General features: G+C 68.6%; 22 protein-coding genes and 1 pseudogene. 10 read left to right on the top strand and 13 right to left on the bottom strand.

Annotated elements, in window-relative coordinates; genetic code table 11:
* Positions 1–164 precede the first annotated feature (164 nt).
* From OH146_RS11470 to OH146_RS11445, 6 genes are all read left to right on the top strand, one after another.
* The gene (locus tag OH146_RS11470) at positions 165–1688 is read left to right on the top strand and encodes a dolichyl-phosphate-mannose--protein mannosyltransferase (RefSeq protein ID WP_265160893.1); all 1524 of its coding nucleotides are present in this window, start codon (positions 165–167) and stop codon (positions 1686–1688) included.
* A gap of 9 nt (positions 1689–1697) precedes the next feature.
* Positions 1698–2063, top strand: coding sequence for a hypothetical protein (locus OH146_RS11465; protein ID WP_265160889.1), 366 nt, complete (start codon positions 1698–1700; stop codon positions 2061–2063).
* A 133-nt stretch (positions 2064–2196) separates the two neighbouring features.
* Entirely contained in the window at positions 2197–3537 is a 1341-nt protein-coding gene (locus tag OH146_RS11460; RefSeq protein ID WP_265160888.1) for an O-acetylhomoserine aminocarboxypropyltransferase/cysteine synthase family protein, read from the top strand.
* A 2-nt stretch (positions 3538–3539) separates the two neighbouring features.
* Positions 3540–4106, top strand: coding sequence for a CoA-binding protein (locus OH146_RS11455; protein WP_372508498.1), 567 nt, complete (start codon positions 3540–3542; stop codon positions 4104–4106).
* A 40-nt stretch (positions 4107–4146) separates the two neighbouring features.
* On the top strand, positions 4147–4557 hold the full coding sequence (locus OH146_RS11450) for a VOC family protein (protein WP_265160885.1): 411 nt from the start codon (positions 4147–4149) through the stop codon (positions 4555–4557).
* A 30-nt stretch (positions 4558–4587) separates the two neighbouring features.
* Positions 4588–5247 carry an MBL fold metallo-hydrolase gene (locus OH146_RS11445; RefSeq protein ID WP_265160882.1) on the top strand — a complete coding sequence of 220 codons (660 nt, stop codon included), beginning with the start codon at positions 4588–4590 and terminating at the stop codon, positions 5245–5247.
* Between the two features lie 9 nt (positions 5248–5256).
* On the opposite strand, the gene OH146_RS11440 is transcribed toward OH146_RS11445, so the two are convergent.
* From OH146_RS11440 to OH146_RS11420, 6 genes and pseudogenes are all read right to left on the bottom strand, one after another.
* Positions 5257–5553, bottom strand: coding sequence for a TFIIB-type zinc ribbon-containing protein (locus OH146_RS11440; RefSeq protein WP_265160880.1), 297 nt, complete (start codon positions 5551–5553; stop codon positions 5257–5259).
* A 93-nt stretch (positions 5554–5646) separates the two neighbouring features.
* The gene (locus OH146_RS11435; RefSeq protein ID WP_308214958.1) at positions 5647–6717 is read right to left on the bottom strand and encodes an aldo/keto reductase; all 1071 of its coding nucleotides are present in this window, start codon (positions 6715–6717) and stop codon (positions 5647–5649) included.
* Positions 6714–7193: a hypothetical protein gene (locus OH146_RS14025; protein ID WP_308214963.1), complete on the bottom strand. Its 480-nt coding sequence runs from the start codon at positions 7191–7193 to the stop codon at positions 6714–6716. The genes OH146_RS11435 and OH146_RS14025 overlap by 4 nt, the downstream gene beginning before the upstream one ends.
* 451 nt (positions 7194–7644) lie before the next feature.
* Positions 7645–7938 (bottom strand): annotated as a pseudogene (locus OH146_RS14020) (acyl-CoA dehydrogenase family protein); the annotation flags it as partial.
* A gap of 11 nt (positions 7939–7949) precedes the next feature.
* The gene (locus OH146_RS11425) at positions 7950–9188 is read right to left on the bottom strand and encodes an acyl-CoA dehydrogenase family protein (protein ID WP_265160877.1); all 1239 of its coding nucleotides are present in this window, start codon (positions 9186–9188) and stop codon (positions 7950–7952) included.
* A 30-nt stretch (positions 9189–9218) separates the two neighbouring features.
* A complete protein-coding gene (locus OH146_RS11420; protein WP_265160874.1) occupies positions 9219–10643 on the bottom strand; it encodes an LLM class flavin-dependent oxidoreductase in 1425 nt (474 codons plus the stop codon).
* A 225-nt stretch (positions 10644–10868) separates the two neighbouring features.
* Between OH146_RS11420 and OH146_RS11415 the strand changes: the two genes are divergently transcribed.
* From OH146_RS11415 to OH146_RS11405, 3 genes are read left to right on the top strand one after another with little or no spacing between them, the layout of a single operon-like run.
* On the top strand, positions 10869–12182 hold the full coding sequence (locus OH146_RS11415) for an ABC transporter substrate-binding protein (RefSeq protein WP_265160871.1): 1314 nt from the start codon (positions 10869–10871) through the stop codon (positions 12180–12182).
* Positions 12175–13152, top strand: a complete 978-nt coding sequence (locus tag OH146_RS11410) for a carbohydrate ABC transporter permease (protein WP_265160869.1) — start codon at positions 12175–12177, stop codon at positions 13150–13152. Before OH146_RS11415 ends, OH146_RS11410 begins: the two co-directional genes overlap by 8 nt.
* A complete protein-coding gene (locus OH146_RS11405) occupies positions 13149–13991 on the top strand; it encodes a carbohydrate ABC transporter permease (protein WP_265160866.1) in 843 nt (280 codons plus the stop codon). The genes OH146_RS11410 and OH146_RS11405 overlap by 4 nt, the downstream gene beginning before the upstream one ends.
* A gap of 5 nt (positions 13992–13996) precedes the next feature.
* On the opposite strand, the gene OH146_RS11400 is transcribed toward OH146_RS11405, so the two are convergent.
* The gene (locus tag OH146_RS11400) at positions 13997–15814 is read right to left on the bottom strand and encodes a thioredoxin domain-containing protein (RefSeq protein ID WP_265160865.1); all 1818 of its coding nucleotides are present in this window, start codon (positions 15812–15814) and stop codon (positions 13997–13999) included.
* Between the two features lie 34 nt (positions 15815–15848).
* Here OH146_RS11400 and pdxH point away from each other — a divergent pair, with 34 nt between their 5' ends.
* Positions 15849–16484, top strand: coding sequence for a pyridoxamine 5'-phosphate oxidase (pdxH, locus tag OH146_RS11395; protein WP_265160862.1), 636 nt, complete (start codon positions 15849–15851; stop codon positions 16482–16484).
* Here pdxH and OH146_RS11390 read toward each other — a convergent pair.
* The 6 genes from OH146_RS11390 to OH146_RS11365 form a co-directional block, all read right to left on the bottom strand.
* Entirely contained in the window at positions 16481–17266 is a 786-nt protein-coding gene (locus OH146_RS11390) for a sulfite exporter TauE/SafE family protein (RefSeq protein WP_265160859.1), read from the bottom strand. The genes pdxH and OH146_RS11390 overlap by 4 nt on opposite strands.
* 63 nt (positions 17267–17329) lie before the next feature.
* Positions 17330–18157, bottom strand: coding sequence for an aldo/keto reductase (locus OH146_RS11385; RefSeq protein WP_265160857.1), 828 nt, complete (start codon positions 18155–18157; stop codon positions 17330–17332).
* Positions 18158–18200: 43 nt separating this feature from the next.
* On the bottom strand, positions 18201–19319 hold the full coding sequence (locus OH146_RS11380) for a bifunctional 2-methylcitrate synthase/citrate synthase (RefSeq protein ID WP_265160855.1): 1119 nt from the start codon (positions 19317–19319) through the stop codon (positions 18201–18203).
* A gap of 29 nt (positions 19320–19348) precedes the next feature.
* Positions 19349–20254 carry a methylisocitrate lyase gene (prpB, locus tag OH146_RS11375; protein WP_265160853.1) on the bottom strand — a complete coding sequence of 302 codons (906 nt, stop codon included), beginning with the start codon at positions 20252–20254 and terminating at the stop codon, positions 19349–19351.
* Complete coding sequence (locus OH146_RS11370; protein WP_265160851.1) at positions 20254–21753, bottom strand: MmgE/PrpD family protein; 1500 nt, start codon at positions 21751–21753, stop codon at positions 20254–20256. Before OH146_RS11370 ends, prpB begins: the two co-directional genes overlap by 1 nt.
* Entirely contained in the window at positions 21750–22424 is a 675-nt protein-coding gene (locus OH146_RS11365; protein WP_265161664.1) for a GntR family transcriptional regulator, read from the bottom strand. The genes OH146_RS11370 and OH146_RS11365 overlap by 4 nt, the downstream gene beginning before the upstream one ends.
* Positions 22425–22452 lie beyond the last annotated feature (28 nt).

The raw sequence follows: 22452 nt of genomic DNA, 5'->3' as shown, positions 1-22452 counted from the left end.
GAGGAGATTTCGGGCGACACGCCGCGGCATCCGCCCTGCCCGCGGTGTGTCGCGGAGAATCTCCTCCGCAACTTCGGTGGCCGCCGGCCGGGCTCCGCGCTGGGCGCCCGGGCGGCGGACTCGAACTGGGCCTGCGTGACCCCGCCGCTCGCTAGTCTTGCCGGGTGACCGCTCGCCTCGCCCGTCTGCCCGAGTGGGCCTGGCTCGCCGCAGTCACCGTCCTCGCCGCGGTCCTGCGCCTGTGGAACCTCGGCTCGCCCCGCGCGCTCGTCTTCGACGAGACCTACTACGTCAAGGATGCCTGGACCCTCCTCCAGCTCGGCTACGAGTCGCGCTGGCCCGAGGGCGCCGACGAGGGCTTCGTGGCGGGGGATGTCGATGCCTTCCTCGACGAGGCATCGTTCGTCGTGCATCCGCCGCTCGGCAAGTGGCTGATCGCGCTCGGGCTCGGCGCATTCGGGGCGGAGGACCCTGTCGGCTGGCGCGTGTCGATGGCGGTCGTGGGCACCCTCGCGGTCGCGGTGCTGTGGCTGGTGGCGCGCATCCTGTTCCGCTCACCCCTGCTCGCGACGATCGCGGCTGGCCTCCTGGCGGTGGACGGCCACGCGATCGTCATGTCGCGCATCGCCCTGCTCGACAACGCACTCATGCTCTTCGCCCTCCTCGGCTTCCTCTTCGTGCTGCTCGACCGGCGGCAGAGCAGGGAGCGCCTCGAACGGTGGATGCTGCGGTGCGAGAAACACGGACGCCCCCTCGACTGGGGTCCCGCCCTGTGGGCCCGCCCGTGGCTCGTCGCGGCGGGACTCGCCTTCGGACTCGCCACGGCGGTCAAGTGGAGCGGCCTCTACTTTCTCGCCGTCTTTGCGATCTACACGCTCGTTGTCGACGCTCTCGCGAGGCGGAGGGCGGGCGTGCCGTTCTGGTTCTCGGGCACGGCCCTCAAGCAGGCGCCCGTGAGCTTTCTGCTGACGGTGCCGATCGCCGCCGTGATCTACCTCGCGAGCTGGGCGGGCTGGTTTGCGAGCGACGACGGCTACCACCGCCGCTGGGCTCTCGAGGCCGGAAATGCATGGCAGGGCCCGCTCGCGTGGGTGCCGCTCGACCTGCAGAGCTGGTGGCACTACCAGGTGAGCGCCTACAACTTTCACGTCGGGCTCGACGCCGAGCACGGGTGGGCCTCCCCCGCCTACGAGTGGCTACCCCTCCTGCGCCCCACCGCCCTCTACCGCCTCTACTCGGAGCAGGGCGAGAACGGATGCTCGTTCGCCCGCTGCGAGCAGTTCATCTCGACGCTGCCGAACCCCCTGCTCTGGTACCTCGCGGTGGGAGCACTCGGATTCCTCGTGTGGCGGCTGCTGCGGCATCCTCGGTCCTGGCGTGCCGGGCTCATCCTCACGGGTGTCATCGCGGGCTACGCGCCCTGGCTGCTCTACCCGTCGCGCACCATGTTCCAGTTCTATGCGATCGCGTTCGAGCCCTACATGATCCTTGCGCTGACGTTCGCGTTGGGCGCCGTGCTGGGGCGGCCTTGGGATTCCGAGTTCCGGCGCGGCACGGGCATCCGCGTCGTCATCGTCGTGCTCGCCCTCGTCGTGTTGCTGAGCGCCTACTTCTACTCGATCTGGACCGGGATGCTCGTGCCCGAGCCCTTCACGCGCAGCCACTACTGGCTGCCGGGGTGGCGGTAGCCTGAGGCGATGGCGCGGGTGTGGCAGGTCGTCGGGGTGCTCGTCACCCTCTCGCTCGGGGTCGTGAGCCTGGGGACTGTTCTTCTCACCTCGGGCGGCGGCATGAACAACGGCCTCGAGGCTCGCTGCATGCCACGATCGGAACTCGGGTGGCCAGAGCTCGGTGGCCCCTATAACGAGAGTGCCCTCGTGCGCGGCCAACCCTTAGGTTTTCCACTGGGCCACAAATGCATATTCGATTCGCCGCTCGACGAGATCGGCCCTCAGGAGTTCGAGCATCCCAACTGGTCCGCCACTTTGCTCTGGCTCGCCACTGGGGCAGGGGCCATCGGCGGACTTGTGCTGACGGCGCGGGCGACCTCCAAGCTCGACTGAACGCCTGAGAAGCTGCGCCTCGCGCGGCTCCCGATGCGCCGGTCCCCGACGCACTCCGGCCTGTGCGTTCATCCCGCGCAACAGGGCGTAACGCGGCACAGCGGGTATGCCATGCTCGGATAGCCTGTGCCCTATGGCTGACAGCACCCCCGAGAGCACCGCCCCCGGCACCGATCGTGGCAGCACCGATCGAGACTGGGGCTTCAAGACCCGCGCAATCCACGCCGGCAACATCCCCGACGCGGTGAGCGGCTCGCGCGCGCTTCCCATCTACAACTCTTCTGCGTTTGTCTTCGACAACAGCGCGGATGCCGCCGCCCGCTTCGCCCTGCAGAAGTACGGCAACATCTACAGTCGCGTCTCCAACCCGACCGTCGCCTCCTTCGAGGAGCGGGTCGCGAGCCTTGAGGGCGGCCTCGGCGCCGTCGCGACCGCGAGCGGCCTGGGTGCGCAGTTCATCACCTTCGCCTCGCTCGCCGGGGCCGGCGACCACATCGTCGCTTCCGCCAACCTCTACGGCGGCTCCATCACCCAGCTGGATGTCACGCTGCGGCGTTTCGGCGTCGAGACGACGTTCATCCAGTCCGCGGACCCGGCAGACTATGCCGCCGCGATCAAGGAGAACACCAAGCTGATCTTCGCCGAGACGGTCGCGAACCCCTCGGGTGACGTCGCCGACCTCGAGGGACTCGCGGAGGTTGCCCACGCGCACGACCTGCCCCTCATCATCGACTCGACCGTCGCGACGCCGTACCTCTGCCGGCCGATCGAGTGGGGTGCGGACGTCGTAACCCACTCGGCGACCAAGTTCCTCGGCGGACACGGCACCGTGCTCGGCGGCGTCGTTGTCGAGTCGGGGCGCTTCGACTGGTCGGGGCACCGCTTCCCCCAGTTCGACGAGCCCGTTCCTCACTACGGCGGACTCAACTGGTACGGCAACTTCGGCGAGTACGCGTTCCTCACGCGACTGCGGGCTGAGCAGCTCCGCGATGTGGGGCCAGTGCTCTCCGCGACATCCGCCGCCAACCTGGCGCAGGGCGTCGAAACGCTGCCCTACCGGATCCAGGCGCACGTCGACAACGCCCGCGCCGTCGCGGAGTGGCTGCGCGCCGACGACCGCATCGAGTACGTCAACTGGGCCGGACTGGAGGAGCACCCGCACCACGAGCGGGCGAAGAAGTACCTGGGCGGCACCCCCGGATCCGTCTTCGGCTTCGGGCTCAAGGGCGGCCGTGCGGTCGGGCAGAAGTTCATTGAGTCAGTTGAGCTGGCGAGCCACGTTGCCAACATCGGCGACGCGAAGACCCTCGTCATCCACCCGGCCTCCACCACCCACGCTCAGCTCACCGAGCAGCAGTTGATCGACGGTGGTGTGGGCGCGGGGCTCGTGCGCATCAGCGTCGGCATCGAGGATGTCGACGACATCATCTACGATCTCGACCAGGCGCTCGACGCCGCGCTGAAGGGAGCCTGAGCATGAGCGACAACGAAACCGTGCAGCTGGCGAACGGCCTGAGCTGCAGCATCCCCGCGTCGTCGCCCCTCGCGAAGCTGCTCAAGTCGCAGCGCACGTGGACGGGACCGACCGCCAAGGAGCGCCTCGGCATCCTGCGCCGCGCGAAGTCGATCGCTATCGTGGGCGCCTCGCCCAACCCCGCGCGCTCGAGCTACTTCGTGGGCACGTACCTGCTGCAGTCGAGCGACTATCGCGTGTACTTCGTGAACCCCAACGCGGACGAGATCCTCGGCCAGAAGGCCTACCCCGACCTCGCGTCGCTGCCGGAGGTGCCCGACATCGTCGACGTGTTCCGCAAGGCGAGCGACATCCCCTCGGTCATCGACGACGTACTCGCGGTCGGCGCTAAGACGATCTGGGTGCAGCTCGGCATCTGGAACGAGGAGGCCGCCCGCTACGGCGAGGAGAACGGCCTGACCGTCGTCATGGACCGCTGCATCAAGGTCGAGCACGCCCGCTTCCACGGCGGGCTGCACCTGCTCGGCTTCGACACGGGCGTCATCAGCTCGCGCAAGGCGATCGCGTAGCGCACCTCCCGCTGTCGGCGGATGCTGGCAGTATGCGGTCATGGAGCAGCGACTCAGTTTCGTAACCCTCGTCGTCGACGACGTGGCTCGAGCCCGCGACTTCTACGTGACCGGGCTCGGCTGGCGGCCCGAGCTCCTCGTCGAGGGCGAGGTGCTCATGCTTCGGGTCGGCGAGCGCCTCATGCTCTCGCTCTGGGATCGCGCGCACGCGGAGGACGAGATCGGCCCCGTGTCCCGCGGCCCCGCGCCGGTGACGCTCGCGCACAATGTCGCGAGCGAGGAGCGGGTCGACGCCGTGCTCGAAACCGCCCGCGCCGCCGGGGCGCACATCGTCGCGGAGGCCGCACGCAGGGAGTGGGGCGGCTACTCGGGCTACTTCGCCGACCCCGACGGCTTCCGCTGGGAGGTCGCGTTCAACCCGGGCCCCATCGGCGCGACTGTGCTGCCATGACGGCGCGGCCATCGTCGTAGTCTCGGTGGCATGACCCTTCTGCACGACCTCGAGCACGTCGTCATTCGCCGCATCGCCGTCTCGGAGATGGACAACAACGTGTACCTCCTCACGGCGAAGGCGACGGGCGCCCAGCTGCTGATCGATGCGGCCGACGACATGTCCGCGATCGAACGGATGCTTCGCGAGGCCCGCAGGGACTCCCCCGAGCCCACACGGCTCTCCCTCATCATCACGACGCACCGGCACGCCGACCACACGCGCGCCCTCGCCGAGCTCGCCGCCGCGACGGGTGCGCTCACCGCGGCGGGGTCCGAGGATGCTGATGCGATTGAGGATGCGACGGGCACCGGCATCGATATACGCCTCGACCATGGCGACGCCGCCGAGCTCGACGGCCTGTCGCTCACCGCCATCCCCCTGCGCGGGCACACTCCCGGCTCAATCGCGCTCGCCTACGGCGACCCGGCGGGGCCGACGCACCTCTTCACGGGAGACAGCCTGTTCCCCGGCGGTGTCGGCAACACGCAGGGCGACCCAGAGCGCTTCGCCTCACTCCTGGGCGACGTCACGGAACGGCTCTTCGCGGTGTACGACGACGCAACGCTCGTGCATCCTGGGCACGGGCTGGGCACGACGCTCGGCGCCGAACGCCCCCACCTCGAGGAGTGGCGTGCCCGGGGCTGGTGACGGCGCGGTTTAGTCGAAGAGCTCGCTGAGCCAGGACTCCTTCTTGCGGCGCTTGTAGCCGTCGTGTCCGTAGCCCCGGTCGTAGCCCGGGTTCATGCCCGGGATGGGGAAGCCACCGCGCTGCTGGGGCGCGGGGGCCTGGGCGGGTGCGGACTGGCCGGGCGCGGGCTGGCCTGCGGCGCGGTCGAGGATCTTATCGAGTTCGCCGCGGTCGAGCCATACCCCACGGCACTGCGGGCAGTAGTCGATCTCGACGCCGCTGCGCTCCGACATGACAAGGACGGCAGAATCAACGGGACAGTGCATGGTCACCCTCTCAGAACTGTGTCGTGCCAGCCTAGAGACGGCGAGCTATGAGCCGGCTGAGCCACACCGAGGGCGACCATGCCCGCCCACCCGTCACAGCGTCGAAGACTGCGCCCAGATGTCGATGCGGCGCTCGTCGACCGCGAAGGTGTCGATCTCGCGCAGCTCCTCCTGGCTGAACTCCAGCTTGTCGAGAGCGCCGAGGTTCTCGTCGAGCTGGGCGACGGACGACGCCCCGATGAGGGCGGAGGTGACGCGCCCGTCATGCAGGAGCCATGCGAGCGCGAGCTGCGCAAGCGTCTGGCCTCGGCGCTCCGCGATCTCGTTGAGCCCCCGAAGCCGGCGCAGCATGTCGTCGGTGACCTGGGCATTGTTGAATGAGGGGCGTTTCGTCGCGTGACCGGCCTCAGGGTCGGCGAGGAACTTGCCCGTGAGCAGCCCCTGGGCGAGCGGCGTGAACACGATCGACCCCATGCCGAGCTCGCGCAGGGCCGGAAGCAACTCGGGCTCGACCCAGCGGTTGAGCATCGAATAGGCGGGTTGATGGATGACGAGGGGCGTGCCGAGGGAGCGCGCGATCTCCTGGGCCCGTCGCGTGCGCTCGGCCGAGTACGACGAGATGCCGACGTAGAGGGCCTTGCCCTGCCGCACGGCGGCGTCGAGAGCGCCGATCGTCTCCTCGAGCGGGGTCGCATCGTCGACACGGTGCGAATAGAAGATGTCGACGTAGTCGGTGCCGAGTCGCTCGAGCGACTCCTCGAGGCTCGCGAGCAAGTATTTGCGCGATCCGAAATTGCCGTACGGCCCCGGCCACTGCGCCCAGCCCGCCTTTGACGAGACGATGAGCTCGTGTCGGTAGGGCTTGAAGTCGCGCCGCAGCATCCGACCGAAGTTCTCCTCGGCCGAGCCCGCGGGAGGGCCGTAGTTGTTGGCGAGGTCGAAATGCGTGATGCCGCGGTCGAAGGCGTGGCGGAGGATCTCGCGTTGCACATCGAAGGGGCGGTTGTCGCCGAAGTTGTACCAAAGCCCCAGGGAGATGGGCGGCAACAGGAGGCCGCTCTCCCCCACTCGGCGGTAGGGGAATCGCGTGTAGCGGTCGTCGGCCGCTGTGTAGGGCCGGTGGACGTCGGAAGTGGACTGATCGAAGGAAACTGTTGTGTTCACTCTGGTTCTTTCGCGTGTGCCGTCGAGGCGCCGATTGCCCAAATGAAGGGCGGCGGTGTGGAGTTGACCTCCCAGTCTCCGACGATACGCGCCTTATACGCGGTCGGGTTGTGCGAAGACACAGCCCGCGCGTTTCGCCAGTGCCTGTCGAACGAGAGGCTCCGACGAAGTGCGGATGCTCCGAGCGCATCGAAGGCCTTGCTGCTCGCCTCCGTCACGAGGCGTGTGAGCACGACCTGACCCTGCGCTGACGCCCTCGATGTTCGCGGCTCGGTCTGCCTCGGAGTCACGGTCGGCGGCGGTCGCGTGGGCTGCGTCGATCGCGGCGGCGACGCGGGTGACGGTGGCCTGCGCGACAAAAGCGGCGGATGCGACCTCACCGACGAGAGCGAGGATCTGCGGATCTTCGCGCGCGAGCGAGGCGGCGCCGTGGCTGTACACGCGTGACCGGGTCGAGACGAGTTGCGCCGTGTCATCCGCAGCCGCTCGGGCGATTCCCGCCAGCACCGTGAGGAGCACAAGCTGGTAGAGGGCCGTCTGATAGCGGAATCGATCCTCGAAGAGGAAGACACGCGAAGGATCCACCTCGACGTCAGCGAAGACGATCGTGCCGGTGCCCGTGAGTGGCTGGCCGATGCCGTCCCAGTCGTCGCTGATCTCGACGCCCGGCGCAGCCGTTCGCACGAGTACTGTCACGTCGACGCCGTCCTCGCGCGTCGCGGTCGCGTCGATCCAGTCGGCGAAGATGCTTCCCGTCGTGTAGAACTTGGTGCCGGAGAGCCGCCAGGCGCCGTCGCGCTGCAGGAGTCGCGTGCCGAGCGTGCCGACGGTCGCCGGGCCCGTCTCGCTCCAGGCATTGCCGACGATCTCGCCCGCCGCGAAGCGCGCGAGCCACTCGTCCCGCGACGCGCTCGGCGGGGCGACGAGGCGGTCCTCCACGAACGCGAAGTGGCCGCGGAAGATTTGCGAAAGGTTGGAATCGGCCCGCGCGAGTTCCGTGAGCAGCTCAGCGAGCTCGACGACGGTTGCGCCAGCTCCGCCAGCATGGACAGGCAGGCGCACCGCGCCAAAGCCCGCCGCCGCGAGCCACGCGACCTGATCTCGCGGGAGCGTGCGGCTCTGCTCGCGCTCGACGGTTCCCCGCGCGATGCGTTCGAAGAGCGGCCGGAAACGCTCGAGGAGCGTCGTGGCCTGAGGGCTGGTGGTGTTCGTCTCGGTCACGATCGTTTGCCTCAGGTGTAGAGCGAGATCGGCTGCAGTTCGCCGAGCAGGTAGTGGGCCCCGACCTCGAGCTTCTTGTAGTCGACCGGGTCGTGGAGTGAGTGGGTGCGGATGTTGCGCCAGTAGAGGTCGAAGCCGATGCTCGACTTCGCCGAGCTCGATCCGGTCGCTTCGAAGATGCGATTGGTGAGGTCGGTGCCGAGCTCGGAGGAGACGACCTTGAGTCGGGCGACGGCGATCTCGATCGCGCCGCGGTGCTTCGGCTGGGCCGCCGTGCCGAGACCTACGACCTCGTCGAACTGGCGGCCCACCCGATCGGCGAGCGCCTCGACAGCCGCGGCCTGCGAGTCGAACTCGCCGTAGAGCCGCTGCACGAAGGGGTCGCGCGCATAGGTCTCGGCCTGGCTCAGGAACCAGGAGTTGCGACGCGCGAGGGTGAGCTCGCGGCCGCGGGCGAGAGCGCCCTCGGCGAGGCCGAGGTAGATGTTGCCGAAGAAGAGCTGGATGCCCGGGGTGATGAGATTGGCGAACGGTTCGAGCGTTTGGACGGCGAGAAGGTCACCGTCATCGACGCGCACGTCGTTGAAGCGCACGGAACCACTTGCCGAGAGCCGCTGGCCGAGGAAGTCCCAGTCGCCCGCATACTCGATGCCCTCACGGCCGCTCTCCAGCACGAGGAGCACGGCGTCACCGTCGAGCTCGCCTCCCTCGATGACGGCGCTGACGAGAAGCACCTCCCCCGCGGTCGAGCCGGTCGAGAAACGCTTGAAGCCGCGCAGGACGTAGTGGTCACCCTCCCGCACGAGCGCGACATCGGGGTCGACGGGGTTGACGGAGTCGCCCCACACCCAGTCGCCCTCAACCGTGCGCCGGAACCAGTCCGCCTGCACAGAGGCGGGCGCCTGGAACCCGATGTTGCTCGAGTTGATGTAGTGGTATGCGAGCACCTGGGCGACGGAGGAGTCGACGCGGGAGAGGATGCGCACGACCTTGAACGCCGTCTCCCAGTGCGCTCCCCCGCCGCCGAACTCGGCGGGGTGCAGCAGGTTGACGAGGCCGAGCTCCTTGAGCCGTGCGAGTTCACGGCGCGGGTCGACGTTGGCGCGGTCCCGCTCGAGCGCGTCTACGGCGAGCTCGTCGGCGGCCGCCTGCGCGATAGCGCTCCAGCGCTCGAGTTCCTCGGCGCTCGCGGTGCCCGTGTAGTAGTTCCTGGCGAGCTCGCGGGTGGGCGTCACGGTCGTGTCAGTCATGAATGTCTCCTTGAGGTGCCGGGGCGTGGATCAGAGGGCGGCGGGGATGCGTGCGGCCGGGAGCGTCGTGTCGTCCGCCGTCGGCCCGCCGACGAGCGAGCCGCGGTAACGGTGCGCGGGATGCCACTCGGGCACGACGGGAGAGCCGCTGAGGCGCTCGCGCAGTGTCGAACCCTCGTAGTCGTCCCAGGTGCGGCCACGCTTGCGCAGCTCGGGCACGACCAGTTCGACGAACTCCTCGAAGGAACCGGGCGAGACGACGTAGGCGAGGTTGAAGCCGTCAACGCCCCCGACATCGACCCAGCGCTCGAGCTCATCCGCGACCGTCGAGGGGCTGCCGACGATGACGGGGCCGATGCCGCCGATACCGACGTAGTGCGCGATGTCTGCGGGGGTCCACCTGCTGTCGGGGTCCGCCGTCGTGAAGATGGAGAGCGCCGAGCGCGCGGCATCCGTGTCAACGTAGGCGAGCGCCTCGTCCTCGCCGTACTGCGACAGGTCGAGCCCCGACCAGCCGCCGTAGAGCGCAAGGGCGCCCTCTGGGCTGACGTAGTCGCGGTACTCGGCATGCTTGCGCTGGGCCTCCGCATCCGTCTCGGCGACGATCACGGTCACGAGGGTGAGAATCTTGACGGAGTCGCGGGGGCGGCCGAGCGCCTCGGCGCGGTCGCGGATCTTGTCGGTCGTCTTGCGCGTGAGCTCGGGGCGGATGCCGTTGATGAAGATCGCCTCGCCGTGCTTGGCCGCGAACTCCTGACCCTTCGGCGATGCGCCGGCCTGGAAGATGACGGGCGTGCGCTGCGGCGACGGCTCGGAGAGATGGATGCCCGGCACATCGAAGAACTCGCCGGAGTGCCCGATGGGGTGCACCCTGCTCGGGTCGGTGTAGATGCCTCGCTCCCGGTCGCGAATGACGGCACCGTCCTCCCACGACGCCTCCCACAGCTTGTAGGTGACATCGAGAAACTCGTCGCCGAGCGCGTATCGGTCGTCGTGGGCGATCTGCTTCTTGAGCCCGAGGTTGCGGGCAGCGCTCTCGAGGTACGACGTGACGACGTTCCAGCCGATGCGGCCCCGTGTGAGGTGGTCGAGCGTGGAGAAGCGCCGGGCGAGGAGGTAGGGCTGCTCGTAGGTGAGGGCGACCGTCACGCCGAATCCCAGATTCTTAGTCACGGCTGCCATCGCCGAGACGGCGAGGAGAGGGTCGGAGAGCGGCACCTGGGCGGCGTCACGCAATGCCGCCGCGGCGGAACCGCGGTAGACGTCGTAGGTGCCCAGCACGTCGGCGAGGAAGAGTGCGTCGAAGCGCCCGCGCTCGAGCAGCTGAGCAAGCTCCGTCCAGTACTCGATCGAGGTGTAGGTGTGGGCGCGATTGTCGGGGTGCCGCCACAGGCCGGGCGCCTGGTGCGTGACACAGGCCATGTCGAAGGCGTTGAGGATGATGCGCGAAGACACGGTGACTCCTGGTGCTCAAGGTGGTGATCGGGGCGCCGATGTGCGCCGGTGGCAGGACGCTACCGCCGCCGCCCTGCTCGGTCCGCACTGCACGTAACAGTGGCGCAACACGGCGTCACGCAACGCAACAGAAGGTCACGCTGCGACACACAGGAACGGACCGGATGCGCAGCCGAATAGCGTGTGGTCACTTCTCACAGCGTCCGACCCGATACAGGAGCACCGATGTCACGATCACCCCGTCCCGCCACGTGGACAGCCCTCACCTTCGCCGCCGTCGGCGCGCTCGCGCTCTCCGCGTGCACCTCGCCCGCATCGGGAGAGACGGGAGCTGGCGATGAGGAACTCACTGTGCTGCTCATCTCCTCGCACGAGGGCGCCTCGCAGTGGCTGAAGGATGAGTACGAGAAGAAGACGGGCGTGAGCATCAACCCCGTCATCGTGCCCTACGACGAGATCGGGGCCAAGCTGAGCCTCGACCAGCAGTCGGGCGCCAACACGATCGACGTCGCCGCCCCCTGGTATGTCTCGATCGGCGACCTCGCGGCGGACGGCTCGATCCAGGACCTCAGCGAGTGGATCGAGTCCGACGACGAGATCGACACCGAAGACTTCATCCCCGACATCTACGACCCGTACACGCTCGTCGCGGGCAAGCGCTATGGCCTCCCCTTCGACGGCGACACCCATGTGCTCTTCTACAACAAGGAGATCCTCGAGCGGAACGGCTTCACCGAGCCGCCTGCCACGTGGGACGAATACGTCGCCCAGGCGAAGGCCATCACCGAGAACGAGAGCGCGAACGGCGTCTATGGCGCGGCCGTGTTCGGCCAGAAGTCGCCGCTCATCCTCGGCGCCAGCTTCGCCAATCGACTGGCCGGCTTCGGCGGGGAGTTCGTCGGCGCCGACGGCAAGCCCTCCATCAACTCTCCCGAGGCGATCGCGGCCGCCGAGTCGCTGCGCGACATCTCGGAGCACGCTCTCCCGACGCCGGCCGAGACGGCATTCGGCGAGGGCAACGCGGCCTGGTTCAACGGCAAGGTCGCCTTCATCGAGAACTGGACAGACCTCGGCGTCGGCTCGCAGGACCCCAACACGGGCTCGCTCGTGGCGGACAAGTGGGGTGTCGTGACGCTCCCCGTCGGCGACGCATCCGTTGAGTCCCGCGCATCGCTCGTCGCCGGCTTCACCTGGGTGATCGCGGGAAACACCGACAAGACCGAGCTCGCCAAGGACTTCATCAAGTGGGCCTCGTCGTCGGAGGTCAACGAGGCGCTCCTCACCTCCCTGCCGCCAACGGGCATCGACCCCAACCGCGTGAGCTCGCTCGAGAGCGACAGCTACGGCGAGCAGTACCCCGAGCTGCAGGAGGTCAACCGCGCGACCCTGAGCGGTGCTCTCGCGTGGCCCACGGGAGAGAACGCAGGCCAGGCCGCCCAGGTGCTCGTCGACGAGCTCGCCAAGTACCTCGCGGGCGACGGCACCGCCAAGGAGACCCTCGACCGCGTGCAGAGCGAATGGGAAGAGCTCCTTGGCTGACAGCTCCACCCTCTCGCGGCCCGCGGAACACAGCCCGGCGGCCCCGCCGCCGGCTGCACCCCGCACCGCTGAGGTTCCGCCGTCGCGACGTCCTTCGTCGCGGCGGCGGAGCGCCTGGGCGCATCGCATCTTCGTCTCCCCGAGCGTGCTCTCGCTGCTCGTGCTCGGTGCCTTCCCGCTCCTCTTCATCATCGCCGCCGCCCTGAGTGAGTCGAGTCTGGGCAGACCGTTCCAAGAATGGGTAGGCGCAGACAACATCACACGGGCGATCGCCGACACGGATGTCGTCGCCTCCCTCGTGCGAAGCAGCGTCTATGCCGCGGGTGTCACGGTCGTAAGCGTGACCCTGGGCGTCGCCGTGGCCGTTGCGCTCCACCGGACGGTGGGCGCGGGCTCGGTCGTGCGCACTCTCCTCCTGCTGCCGCTCATCACCCCGCCCGTCGTCGTCGGCATTGTTTGGAAGCTCATCTTCAACCCCTCGGGGGGCCTGCTCGACACCGTCACGCGCTTCTTCGGCTACTCAGGTCCTCCTCTTTCGCTCCTGTCGTCGACCGACTGGGCGTTGCCGGCGATCGCGATCGCCGACGTGTGGGAGTGGACTCCCCTCGTGACCCTCCTCGTCTTCGCGGCGCTCCTCGGCATGGACCCCGAGGTGCGCGAGGCCGCCGCCCTCGACGGGGCTCACGGCATCCGCCTCTTCGCCCACGTGACCCTCCCGGCGATCCGCGGCGTCATCGGGGCGGTGTTCTTCATCAGGCTCGTCATCGCATTCAAGGCCTTTGACCTCATCGTGCTCATGACCTCGGGCGGTCCCGGCCAGTCGACCACCACCCCCTCCTACCTGATCTACCAGGCCGCGCTGCAGCAGTTCGACGTGGGCCGCGCGGCCGCCATCACCCTCCTCTTCGCCCTCGTTGTGACGCTCGTCACGATCCCGGTCGCCGTCATCACCCGGAGGCTCCAGCAGTGACTCTCGCCCGCATCGCCCGTCAGAGTGCCGTTAACAGTCGCTCTGGCCTGGCCACCGCGACGCTCGCCGTCGGCCTCGTCTTCACGCTCGTGCCGCTCCTCTACCTCGTGTCGGTGTCGCTCATGGACAGGGCCGAGATCACCTCGGGCATCGTCGTGAGCGCTGACCCGAAGTGGCAGAACTGGGCCGATGTCCTCGCGGGCTCCCCCATCCCGCGCGCCATCCTCAACTCGTTCATCGCCGCCGTGCTGGGCGCCGCCCTGACACTTGCGTTCGCTCTCCCGGGCGCCTGGGCGATCGTGCGCTACCGCACGGGCGGCCGCACTCTGGCCGCCACGCTCATGAGCCCGTGGCTGCTCCCGCCCATCGTCGCGGTCATCCCCATCATGACCCTCCTGCGCACCCTCGACCTCGCCAACACCCTCGCCGGTCTCACGATCGTCTACGCTCTCGTCAACATTCCGGTCGCCGTGTGGCTGCTCGAGGGCTTCATCCGCAAGTTGCCGATCGAAATCGATGAGGCGGCGCAGCTCGACGGCGCCGGCTCCTGGCGCGTGCTGCTGTCGATCGTCACGCCGCTCGTCGCCCCGGCCCTCGTCGCGGTCGGCATCATCGTCGCGATCCTCAACTATCACGAGTTCCTGCTCGCGACCTTCCTCACGCAGAGCGCCGACTCGCAGACGCTCACCGTCGTGCTCTCGCTCTTTCTCGGCGAGCGCCTCGCCCACACGGGCAAGATCGCGGCGGCCGCGGTCATCGGCATCCTGCCGCTCTTCGCGCTCGCGACGGTCATGCAGCGGTGGCTAGTCGAGGGGCTCACAAGCGGAAGCGTCAAGTAGCGGCCTCACGCGTCTGCGAGGGCCGCGGCATCCGTCACGGGCAGCCGGCAGACGAGGTCCCGGCACAGGTAGGCGGTCGCCCGGCCCTCGATCGTCGTGCGGGCCTCGAACAGCGCGAAGCCCGCTTCGGCCAGCGCGGATGCCTCCCCCTCCGTCACGACGGCGGCCAGCGCGGCAGGGTGCCGGCGGGCAGCTGCGGTGAGTTCTGACGCGTCGGGACGTGACGGCGTCACCACGATGAGCTGCTCGTGCGCTCCCGCGAGCCGTGCCATGAGTTCCCAGCTGGCGCCGAAGGCCACGGGGTTGGCCTGCGCGTATCCGACGACGGCGGATGCCGCGGCCGCAGCCGCCTCGCGGTACCGCGCCTCCCCCGTCAGCTCGTGGAGGGTCAGCGCCGCATGCGCGCAGGCGCTCACTCCCGACGGGTAGGCGCCCTCCGAGGGGTCCCCCGCAACGTCGAGCCCGTGGGCGCGAAGGGTCGGGTCAACCCCGCCGGGCACCGTGAAACCGCCCGCGCCCAGCGTCGCGTCGAGCAGGCGTCGCCCGGCGCTCGCGTAGCGCGCCTCGCCCGTCGTGAGGGCGAGGCGCAGGAGTCCGCCCGCGAGCATGCCGTAGTCCTCGAGCGTGGCGGCCGCGTCGGAACGGCGACCCTCGATCGACGCGCGCACGAGGCGGCCACTCGACGAATCGGCACCGAGCACGTGGAAGTCGAGCAGGTGGTCGGCGGCGCGGCACGCGGCATCCGCCCATTCGGGCCGGTCGAAGACGAAGGCTGCGTGAGCGAGGGCGCCAATCGTGAGTCCGTTCCAGCCGGCGAGCACCTTCTCATCGAGGGCGGGCGGCTGGAGGGAGGCGCGAGCCGCGGCATCCGCCCGGTAGTAGCCACCCTCGGAGCGCTGCCCGTCGATCACGCTCTCACTGTCCTGCGCCGAGGCGAACCCCCCGCTCGGCAGCTGCATGACGCTCGTGAGGAACCCGACGATGCCGCTCGCCGTCTCCAGGTCGCCCGTGCGAGTGTAGGCGTCGAGCAGCTGCGCGTTGTCGTAGAGCATGCGCTCGTAGTGCGGATCCGACCAGTCGCGCATCGTGCCGTAGCGGAAGAAGCCGCCCTCGACCGGGTCGCGCAGGGGCGAGGCGGCGATGAGTTCCAGAGTGCGACGCCCTAGCTCTTCGCCCGCTGGGGTCGAGAGCAGAAAGTTGAGCACGGGCGCGACGGGGAACTTGGGGGCCGCGCCGAAGCCGCCGAACTCGGCATCCTCGTGCTGGGCGAGATTCGCGACGACGGGGGCCAAGTCGGTGGGGATTTCGCCCGGCTCGACGGCGGATGACGCGGCGATCGCCTGCGCGACGGCCGCGGCATTCTGCTCAACCTCCGCCCTCCGGTTCACCCACGCATCGTGCACGGCGTCGAGGATCTGCCGGAACGACGGATGCCCCTGCACCGGTCGGGGCGGAAAATAGGTGCCCGCATAGAAGGCGCGCCCCTCCGGCGTGACGAAGACCGTGAGCGGCCAGCCCAGCTGCTGCGTGAAGGCGCTCGCCGCCGCAAGGTGCGAGGCGTCGACATCCGGATGCTCCTCCCGGTCGACCTTGACCGAGACGAAACGCTCCGCGAGTACGGCGGCGATCTCCGGATCGCTGAAACTCTCGCGCGCCATCACATGACACCAGTGGCAGGTCGCGTAGCCGATCGACACCATGACGGGCACGTCGCGCCGCCGGGCCTCCGCGAAGGGCTCGTCGCCCCACGGCCACCAGTCCACGGGATTGTCGGCGTGGCCGCGCAGGTAGGGGCTCACAGCATTCGCCAGTCGATTCGCCATGCTGTCCACGCTACGCCCGACCTAGCATGGGCGCATGAGCGATGTGCCCGCCCCCGCCCCAGGCGAACCCGACCTCACTCTCCCCGAGTTCGACCTGCCGCCACTCGACCCCGGCCCTCTCCTGCTCGAGTGGTTCGAGCGCGCCGAGCGGCTCGGAATCCCCGAGTACCTCGCCGCCGCCCTCGCGACGACGGATGCCTCGGGGTCGCCCTCCAACCGCATGGTGCTGCTCAAGCGGGTTGACGCGGGCGGGGTGACGTTCACGACGACGAGCACAAGCCGCAAGGGGCGCGAGCTCGCGGCCAGGCCGCGCGGGGCGATGAGCATCTACTGGCGGGAAACGCAACAGCAGCTCCGCCTTGAGGGCGCCGTGCGGCGGCTCAGCGTGGAGGAATCCGACGCGCTCTTCGCCGTGCGCCCTATCGCCTCACAGGCCTCCGCGATCGCGTCCCGCCAGAGCGAACCGCTCGACGACCCGACCGACCTCGTGGTGCGGGCGGCGGAGCTCGCGGCATCCGCAACCCCGCTGCCGCGCCCGGAAGGCTGGTTCGGCTACCGTCTGGAGCCCGATGTCATCGAGTTCTGGCACGGCACCGCGCATCGCCTGCACCGGCGCCTGCGCTACGCGCGCAGCGACGACGGTTGGTCGCACGAGCGACTTCAGCCCTAGGAGCGGTTCTCTCGAGCCTGGCGTATCGCCCGCATCGCCAACTGCACTGCAGTGAATACGAGGAACAGACCGAAAAGGATACTCGCGACCTGCGGCGGCACGAGCCCCGCAACCGCGATGCCGCCGAACGATGCGGGGATCGCGAAGAGCCCGATGACGGCTGCCGCCCGTAGGTCGCTGTTGCCGTTGCGCACGTTGTTGAGAGTGCCTGTGATTGATGTCGGGATCATCATGAGCAGCGAGGACCCCTTCGCCACCAGGTCGCCCATGCCGAACACCAAGATCATGATGGGCACGACGACTACACCGCCGCCCACGCCGAGAAGGCCCGACAGGATGCCTGTGAAGAGACCGACCCCGATGAGACCGAGGATCGTCACGACCGTGTATTCGACGTTGCCACCGCGATCGGGCACCGTCACAAAGAGGCTCACCGCCATGACCGCGAGGAAGCCGATGAAGCCCCAGCGCAACCACAGTTGCGGGATGCGCGCGAGGAGCGACGTTCCAATGATCGAGCCGAAGATGGCGCCGAACGCGAGGCACCCCGCAACGACCCAGTCCACGTCGCCGTTGACGGCGTAGCCGATCGAGCCGGCGATCGCGGTCGGCAGGATCGCCGTGAGAGAGGTTCCGCTTGCCCGGCGCTGCTGGAAGTTCAGCAGCATGACGAGCAGCGGCACGATGATGACGCCACCGCCGACACCGAAGAGGCCCGAGAAGAATCCCGCGAGGAGACCGATGAGGGAGAGGAACAGGATGCTCGTGGGGCGAGTGGGCATGCGGGCTTTCGGCTCGGGGCCGACATCGGCCGCCAATCGGAGGGGATGGTGCTGAAGAGAACTCTAGTTGAAGTCTTCGGGGTGGCTGCCCACGCGACCGTCACGCTCGAGGGCGGTGATGGCCGAGACCTCACCCTCGCTCAATTCGAAGTCGACGACGTCGAAGTTCTCGGCCATGCGCTCCGCGTGGTTCGACTTGGGAAAGACGATGTGTCCGCTCTGCAGGTGCCAGCGGATGACGACCTGCGCTGGGGTCTTGCCGTGAGCTTCCGCAGCATCCGCAACGGCTGCCTCCTCGAAGAGCGGGTACTTGCCCTGGCCGAGCGGCGCCCATGCTTCGACCGCGATCCCCTGCTCGCGGCAGAACGCCACGACGCCGGGCTGCTGGTACGCCGGGTGCAACTCGATCTGGTTGACGGCTGGTGTGACATCCGTCTCGTCGAGCAGTTTCTCTAGGTGGGGGACGAGGAAGTTGGAGACGCCGATGGAAGCGGTCAGCCCCTCGGACTGGAACTGCTCGAGCGCTCGCCAGGACTCCACGTAGAGCCCGTGGGCGGGCGCCGGCCAGTGGATGAGGTAGAGGTCGACGCTCTCGAGACCGAGCTTCTCGAGGCTCGACTCGATCGCGGCGCGCGAGCGGTCAGCGGACTGCTCCGTGATCCACTGCTTCGTCGTGATGAAGAGCTCCTCGCGCGGGATGCCGGACTTCGCGATCGCGCGCCCCACGCCCTCCTCATTGCCGTAGATCGCCGCCGTGTCGATGTGGCGGTAGCCGGCCTCAAGCGCCTCACTGACGATGCGCTCCGTCTCAGCCGGGTCGACCTGGAAGACGCCGAAGCCAAGCTGGGGGATGTCGCGGCCTGAGTTGAGGGAGATGGTGGGGATCGTCATCTCTTCATCGTGCCACCGTTTGCCTCCGAGATTCAGGGGCTCGTCACACGTGGCGCTCGTCGGGCCCGCTGTAGGCGCTGAGCGGCCGGATGAGCGCGTTCGACTCCATCTGCTCCATGATGTGCGCCGTCCAGCCTGCGACGCGGGCCGCGACGAAGAGCGGGGTGAACATCTCGGTGTCGAAACCCATGAGGTGATACGCCGGCCCGCTCGGGTAGTCGAGGTTGGGCTTGATGCCCTTGCGAGCATCCATCGCCGCCTCGAGGCGATCGTAGAGCTCCGCCATCTCCGGCCGGTCGTAGTGCTGGATGAGGGTGTCGAGCGCGGCCTTCATGGTGGGCACGCGCGAGTCGCCGTTCTTGTAGACCCGGTGACCGAAGCCCATGATCTTGCGCTTCGCGGCGAGGGCCTCCTCAAGCCAGTCCTCCACCCTCTCGGGGATGACGATCTCCTCGAAGACGTGCATGACGGCCTCGTTGGCGCCGCCGTGCAGCGGACCCTTGAGCGCGCCGATCGCCCCCACAACCGCACTGTAGAGCTCGCTCAGGGTGCTCGTGATGACGCGAGCGGTGAAGGTCGACGCGTTGAAGGAGTGCTCGGCGTAGAGGATCATCGACACGTCGAAGGCCTCGACGACAACCGCCTCGGGCACCTCGCCGAAGGTCATGTGGAGAAAGTTCGCGGAGTAGCCGAGGTCGTCCCGCGGTTCGACGAGTTCCTCGCCGCGGCGGCGGCGCTGGTCGTACGCGACAATGGCGGGCAACTGCGCGAGCAGGTACACGGCGCGGCCCTCGTTGTACTTGCGGTCGGCGATGCCGTTCGGCTCCAGCAGAGTGGGGTCGGTCGCCCCGATGACGCTCACCGCGGTGCGCACGACATCCATGGGATGCGCGGTCGTGGGCAGCTCGTCGATCACCCGCTTCGTGCGGTGGTCGAGGGGTCGCAGCCGGCGCTCAAGCTCCTGGAACTCCTCCAACTGCCCGGGTGTCGGCAGCTCTCCGTGCCAGAGCAGGTAGGCGACCTCCTCGAAGGTGCACTGCGCCGCAAGCTCCTGCACGGGGTAGCCGCGGTAGAGCAGCGAGTTGCTCTCGGGGTTCACCTTCGAGATCGCCGTCGTGTCGACGACAACACCGGCGAGTCCCTTGCGGATCTCTTCTGTCATGACGCTCCTTCTAGTCGCGGATGCCCGTCTCAGTGTCGCCCGGGCACGGTGAAGTTGAACACCCCTTCGTCGAAGGAGTTGTAGCCGGCGTAGTCGACGAGCTCGTAGAGCCGGGCCCGCGTGAGCATGTCGGGGACCGCCGCCTCCTGAGTGCCCTCCGCGAGAAGCGTGTCGAGCACGCGCTCGGCGGCCCCCATGGCGGCGCGCAGCAGCGTGACGGGGTAGATGACGATGTTGACGCCGACATCCCGCAGCTGCTCGGTCGTGAAGAGCGCGCTCTTGCCGAACTCGGTCATGTTGGCGAGGATCGGCACGTCGACCGCCGCGCGCACCGCCTCGAACTCGGAGAGGTCGGCCATCGCCTCGGGGAAGATCGCGTCGGCACCGGCATCCACGAGCGCCTTCGCACGGTCGATCGCGGCCGGCAACCCGGCGACGCCGCGGATGTCGGTGCGCGCCATGATGAGCAGGTTGGGGTCACGGCGGGCGCTCACGGCGGCACGGATGCGTTTGAGCGCCGTCTCTTCGTCGACAACGGCTTTGCCGTCAAGGTGCCCGCAGCGCTTGGGGTTGACCTGGTCCTCAATGTGCACGCCCGCGACGCCGGCATCCTCGAGCTCGTGGATGGTGCGGGCCACGTTCATGGGCTCGCCGAAGCCCGTGTCGACATCGACGAGGGTGGGCAGGTCGGTCATCCGGCTGATCTGGCCCGCGCGTTGTGCGACCTCGCTGAGCGTCGTGAGGCCGATATCGGGCAGCCCGAGCTCATTGCTGAGGACGGCGCCGGAGATGTAGACGCCCTCGAAGCCCTTCTCCTGGATGAGCCGCGTGCTCAGCGGCGTGAAGGAACCGGGGAATCGCAGAAGCTCCCCTGTGGCGAGGCGCTTGCGCAGCCCGCTCCGCTTATCGGCGGGGGTCGTGGTGGAGTACAGCATCAGAAGATCCCTGTCGTGGTGGCGCGCGGGAGTTCCGCGTCGATCGTGAGCCCGCAGAGTTCATCGGCGGTGAGTTCGGGCAGCCGCTGGGCGACCTCGAGGAAGCGTTCGATCTCTTCCGGCGCGAGCACGCCGTCAGCGAGCGCGCGGAACTTCCCCACGTACTGCTCGCGCGCGAAGGGCCGGGCGCCGAGCGGGTGTGCGTCGGCGACGGCGATCTCGTCGACGATGCGCGTGCCATCCGTGAGTTCGATCTCGACGCGGCCGCCGAAGGCCTTCTCGGCGATGTCGTTCGAGTGGTAGCGGCGCGTCCACTCGGCATCTTCGAGGGTTGTCACCTTCTTCCAAAGTGCGACCGTGTCGGCACGCCGGGCCCGCTCGGGTGCGTAGGAGTCGACGTGGTGCCAGCGGCCGTCCTGCAGGGCGACGGTGAAGATGTACGGGATCGAGTGGTCGAGCGTTTCGCGGCTCGCGTTGGGGTCGTACTTCTGCGGGTCGCCCGCGCCCGAGCCGATCACGTAGTGCGTGTGGTGGGAGGTGTGGAGCACGACGGCGGCGACGTTGTGGGGGTCGCGAAGTTCCGGATGCTCGGTGCCGAGCTTGCGGGCGAGGTCGATCCACGCCTGCGCCTGGTACTCGGCCGAGTGCTCCTTGGTGTAGCTGTCGAGGATGGCGCGGCGCACCTCTCCACGCTCGGGGAGGGGCACCTCGTACCGTGCGTCAGGGCCGTCGAGCAGCCAGGCGATGACGCCATCCTCGCCCTCGTAGATGGGGGTGGGGCTGGTCTGGCCGCGCATCGCCCGGTCGACGGCTTCGACGGCCATCTTGCCCGCGAAGGCGGGGGCGTGGGCTTTCCAGGTGGAGATTTCGCCCTTGCGGGACTGCCGGGTGGCCGTCGTGGTGTGGAGGGCCTGCCCGATCGCTTGGAAGATCGTTTCCGTGTCGAGTCCGAGCAGGGTGCCGATGCCGGCGGCGGCGCTTGGTCCCAGGTGGGCGACGTGGTCGATCTTGTGTCGGTGCAGGCTGATGGCCTTGACGAGGTCGATCTGGATCTCGTAGCCGGTCACGATGCCGCGGAGCAGGTCGCCGCCGTTCCGGCGGGTGTGCTGGGCGACGGCGAGGATCGCCGGGATGTTGTCACCGGGGTGGGAGTAGTCGGCGGCGAGGAAGGTGTCATGGTAGTCGAGTTCGCGAACGGCGACTCCGTTGGCCCATGCTGCCCACTCGGGGCTGACCCGCGTCGTCGTGCCGAACACGGTCGAGCCGGGCTCGACGCGACCGTGCCGTTCGGCCTGTTCGCGAGCGGAGACGACGGGTGCCCGGGTGAGGCTGGCGGCGGCGACGGCGGCGTTGTCGATGACGCGGTTGATGACCATGTCAGTGACCTCAGGGGTGACGTCGATGCGCTCGGCAGCGACCTCGGCGAGCTTCCAGGCGAGCTGGTCTTCTCGCGCCAGCACGTCGGAGCTGGGGTGAACGCGTACGGCGTGATTCTTCACGGGGCGATCCTTTCGGCTTCTGCAGGTCGGAGCACGCCTCGGGCGGAGGCGAGCGCGCTGGTGAGCGCATGGTGGAGGTGGACGTGGGTGGCGTGGGCGGCGAGGTCGGGGTCCCCGAGGCGGATCGCATGCACGATCAGGAGGTGTTCGGATGCCGCGGCTCGAAGTCTTTCGGCATCGTCGCGCGACAACCTGCGAATGCGCACAAGGTGTGTGCGCAGGGAGCGGAGGGCGGTCACGAGGTAGGGGTTGGCGACGGATGCGTCGATGGCGTCATCGAAGCGGGCGACGAGGTCGTAGTAGTCGCGTCGCTTAGGGTCATCGCCGGTGAGGAGCGCAGGGGCGGCGTGGAACTCCTCCTCGAGGGTGGCGAAGAGCGCGCGATCGGCTCGCTCTGCGGCGAGGCGGGCCGCCTGTTCTTCGAGGGCTCGGCGCACTTCGAAGAGCTCGCGAATGTTGTCGATCGAGATGTCGGTCACGACGAGGCCGCGGCCGGCTTGCGGCGCAACGAGCCCGTCGGCGACGAGCCGGGAGAGGGCTTCACGGAGGGGCGTGCGACTGACCCCGAGGCGCTCGGCCTGCTCGACTTCGCCGAGCACGGTTCCGGGAGGGAGCATCCATTCGACGATCTCGCTTCGGAGGGTCGAATAGGCCCGATCGGATGCTCGCACCCACTCCTCCGTTCCCAAAGCCGCCAAG

The sequence above is a fragment of the Homoserinimonas sedimenticola genome (genome assembly GCF_026094475.1).
Lineage (GTDB): Bacteria > Actinomycetota > Actinomycetes > Actinomycetales > Microbacteriaceae > Homoserinimonas > Homoserinimonas sedimenticola.
Note: the sequence above shows the minus strand (reverse complement) of the source record. Positions and strands in the feature narration are given on the sequence as shown.

What these genes read in the sequence shown, in the direction of transcription:
- OH146_RS11390 (WP_265160859.1), bottom strand. Translation starts at nt 17,266, where the DNA reads ATGCCCACTCGCCCCACGAGCATCCTGTTCCTCTCCCTCATCGGTCTC.
- pdxH (WP_265160862.1), top strand. Translation starts at nt 15,849, where the DNA reads ATGAGCGATGTGCCCGCCCCCGCCCCAGGCGAACCCGACCTCACTCTC.
- OH146_RS11400 (WP_265160865.1), bottom strand. Translation starts at nt 15,814, where the DNA reads ATGGCGAATCGACTGGCGAATGCTGTGAGCCCCTACCTGCGCGGCCAC.
- OH146_RS11445 (WP_265160882.1), top strand. Translation starts at nt 4,588, where the DNA reads ATGACCCTTCTGCACGACCTCGAGCACGTCGTCATTCGCCGCATCGCC.
- OH146_RS11380 (WP_265160855.1), bottom strand. Translation starts at nt 19,319, where the DNA reads ATGACAGAAGAGATCCGCAAGGGACTCGCCGGTGTTGTCGTCGACACG.
- OH146_RS11455 (WP_372508498.1), top strand. Translation starts at nt 3,540, where the DNA reads ATGAGCGACAACGAAACCGTGCAGCTGGCGAACGGCCTGAGCTGCAGC.
- OH146_RS11425 (WP_265160877.1), bottom strand. Translation starts at nt 9,188, where the DNA reads ATGACTGACACGACCGTGACGCCCACCCGCGAGCTCGCCAGGAACTAC.
- OH146_RS11460 (WP_265160888.1), top strand. Translation starts at nt 2,197, where the DNA reads ATGGCTGACAGCACCCCCGAGAGCACCGCCCCCGGCACCGATCGTGGC.
- prpB (WP_265160853.1), bottom strand. Translation starts at nt 20,254, where the DNA reads ATGCTGTACTCCACCACGACCCCCGCCGATAAGCGGAGCGGGCTGCGC.
- OH146_RS11415 (WP_265160871.1), top strand. Translation starts at nt 10,869, where the DNA reads ATGTCACGATCACCCCGTCCCGCCACGTGGACAGCCCTCACCTTCGCC.
- OH146_RS14025 (WP_308214963.1), bottom strand. Translation starts at nt 7,193, where the DNA reads ATGACACGGCGCAACTCGTCTCGACCCGGTCACGCGTGTACAGCCACG.
- OH146_RS11440 (WP_265160880.1), bottom strand. Translation starts at nt 5,553, where the DNA reads ATGCACTGTCCCGTTGATTCTGCCGTCCTTGTCATGTCGGAGCGCAGC.
- OH146_RS11450 (WP_265160885.1), top strand. Translation starts at nt 4,147, where the DNA reads ATGGAGCAGCGACTCAGTTTCGTAACCCTCGTCGTCGACGACGTGGCT.
- OH146_RS11385 (WP_265160857.1), bottom strand. Translation starts at nt 18,157, where the DNA reads ATGACGATCCCCACCATCTCCCTCAACTCAGGCCGCGACATCCCCCAG.
- OH146_RS11465 (WP_265160889.1), top strand. Translation starts at nt 1,698, where the DNA reads ATGGCGCGGGTGTGGCAGGTCGTCGGGGTGCTCGTCACCCTCTCGCTC.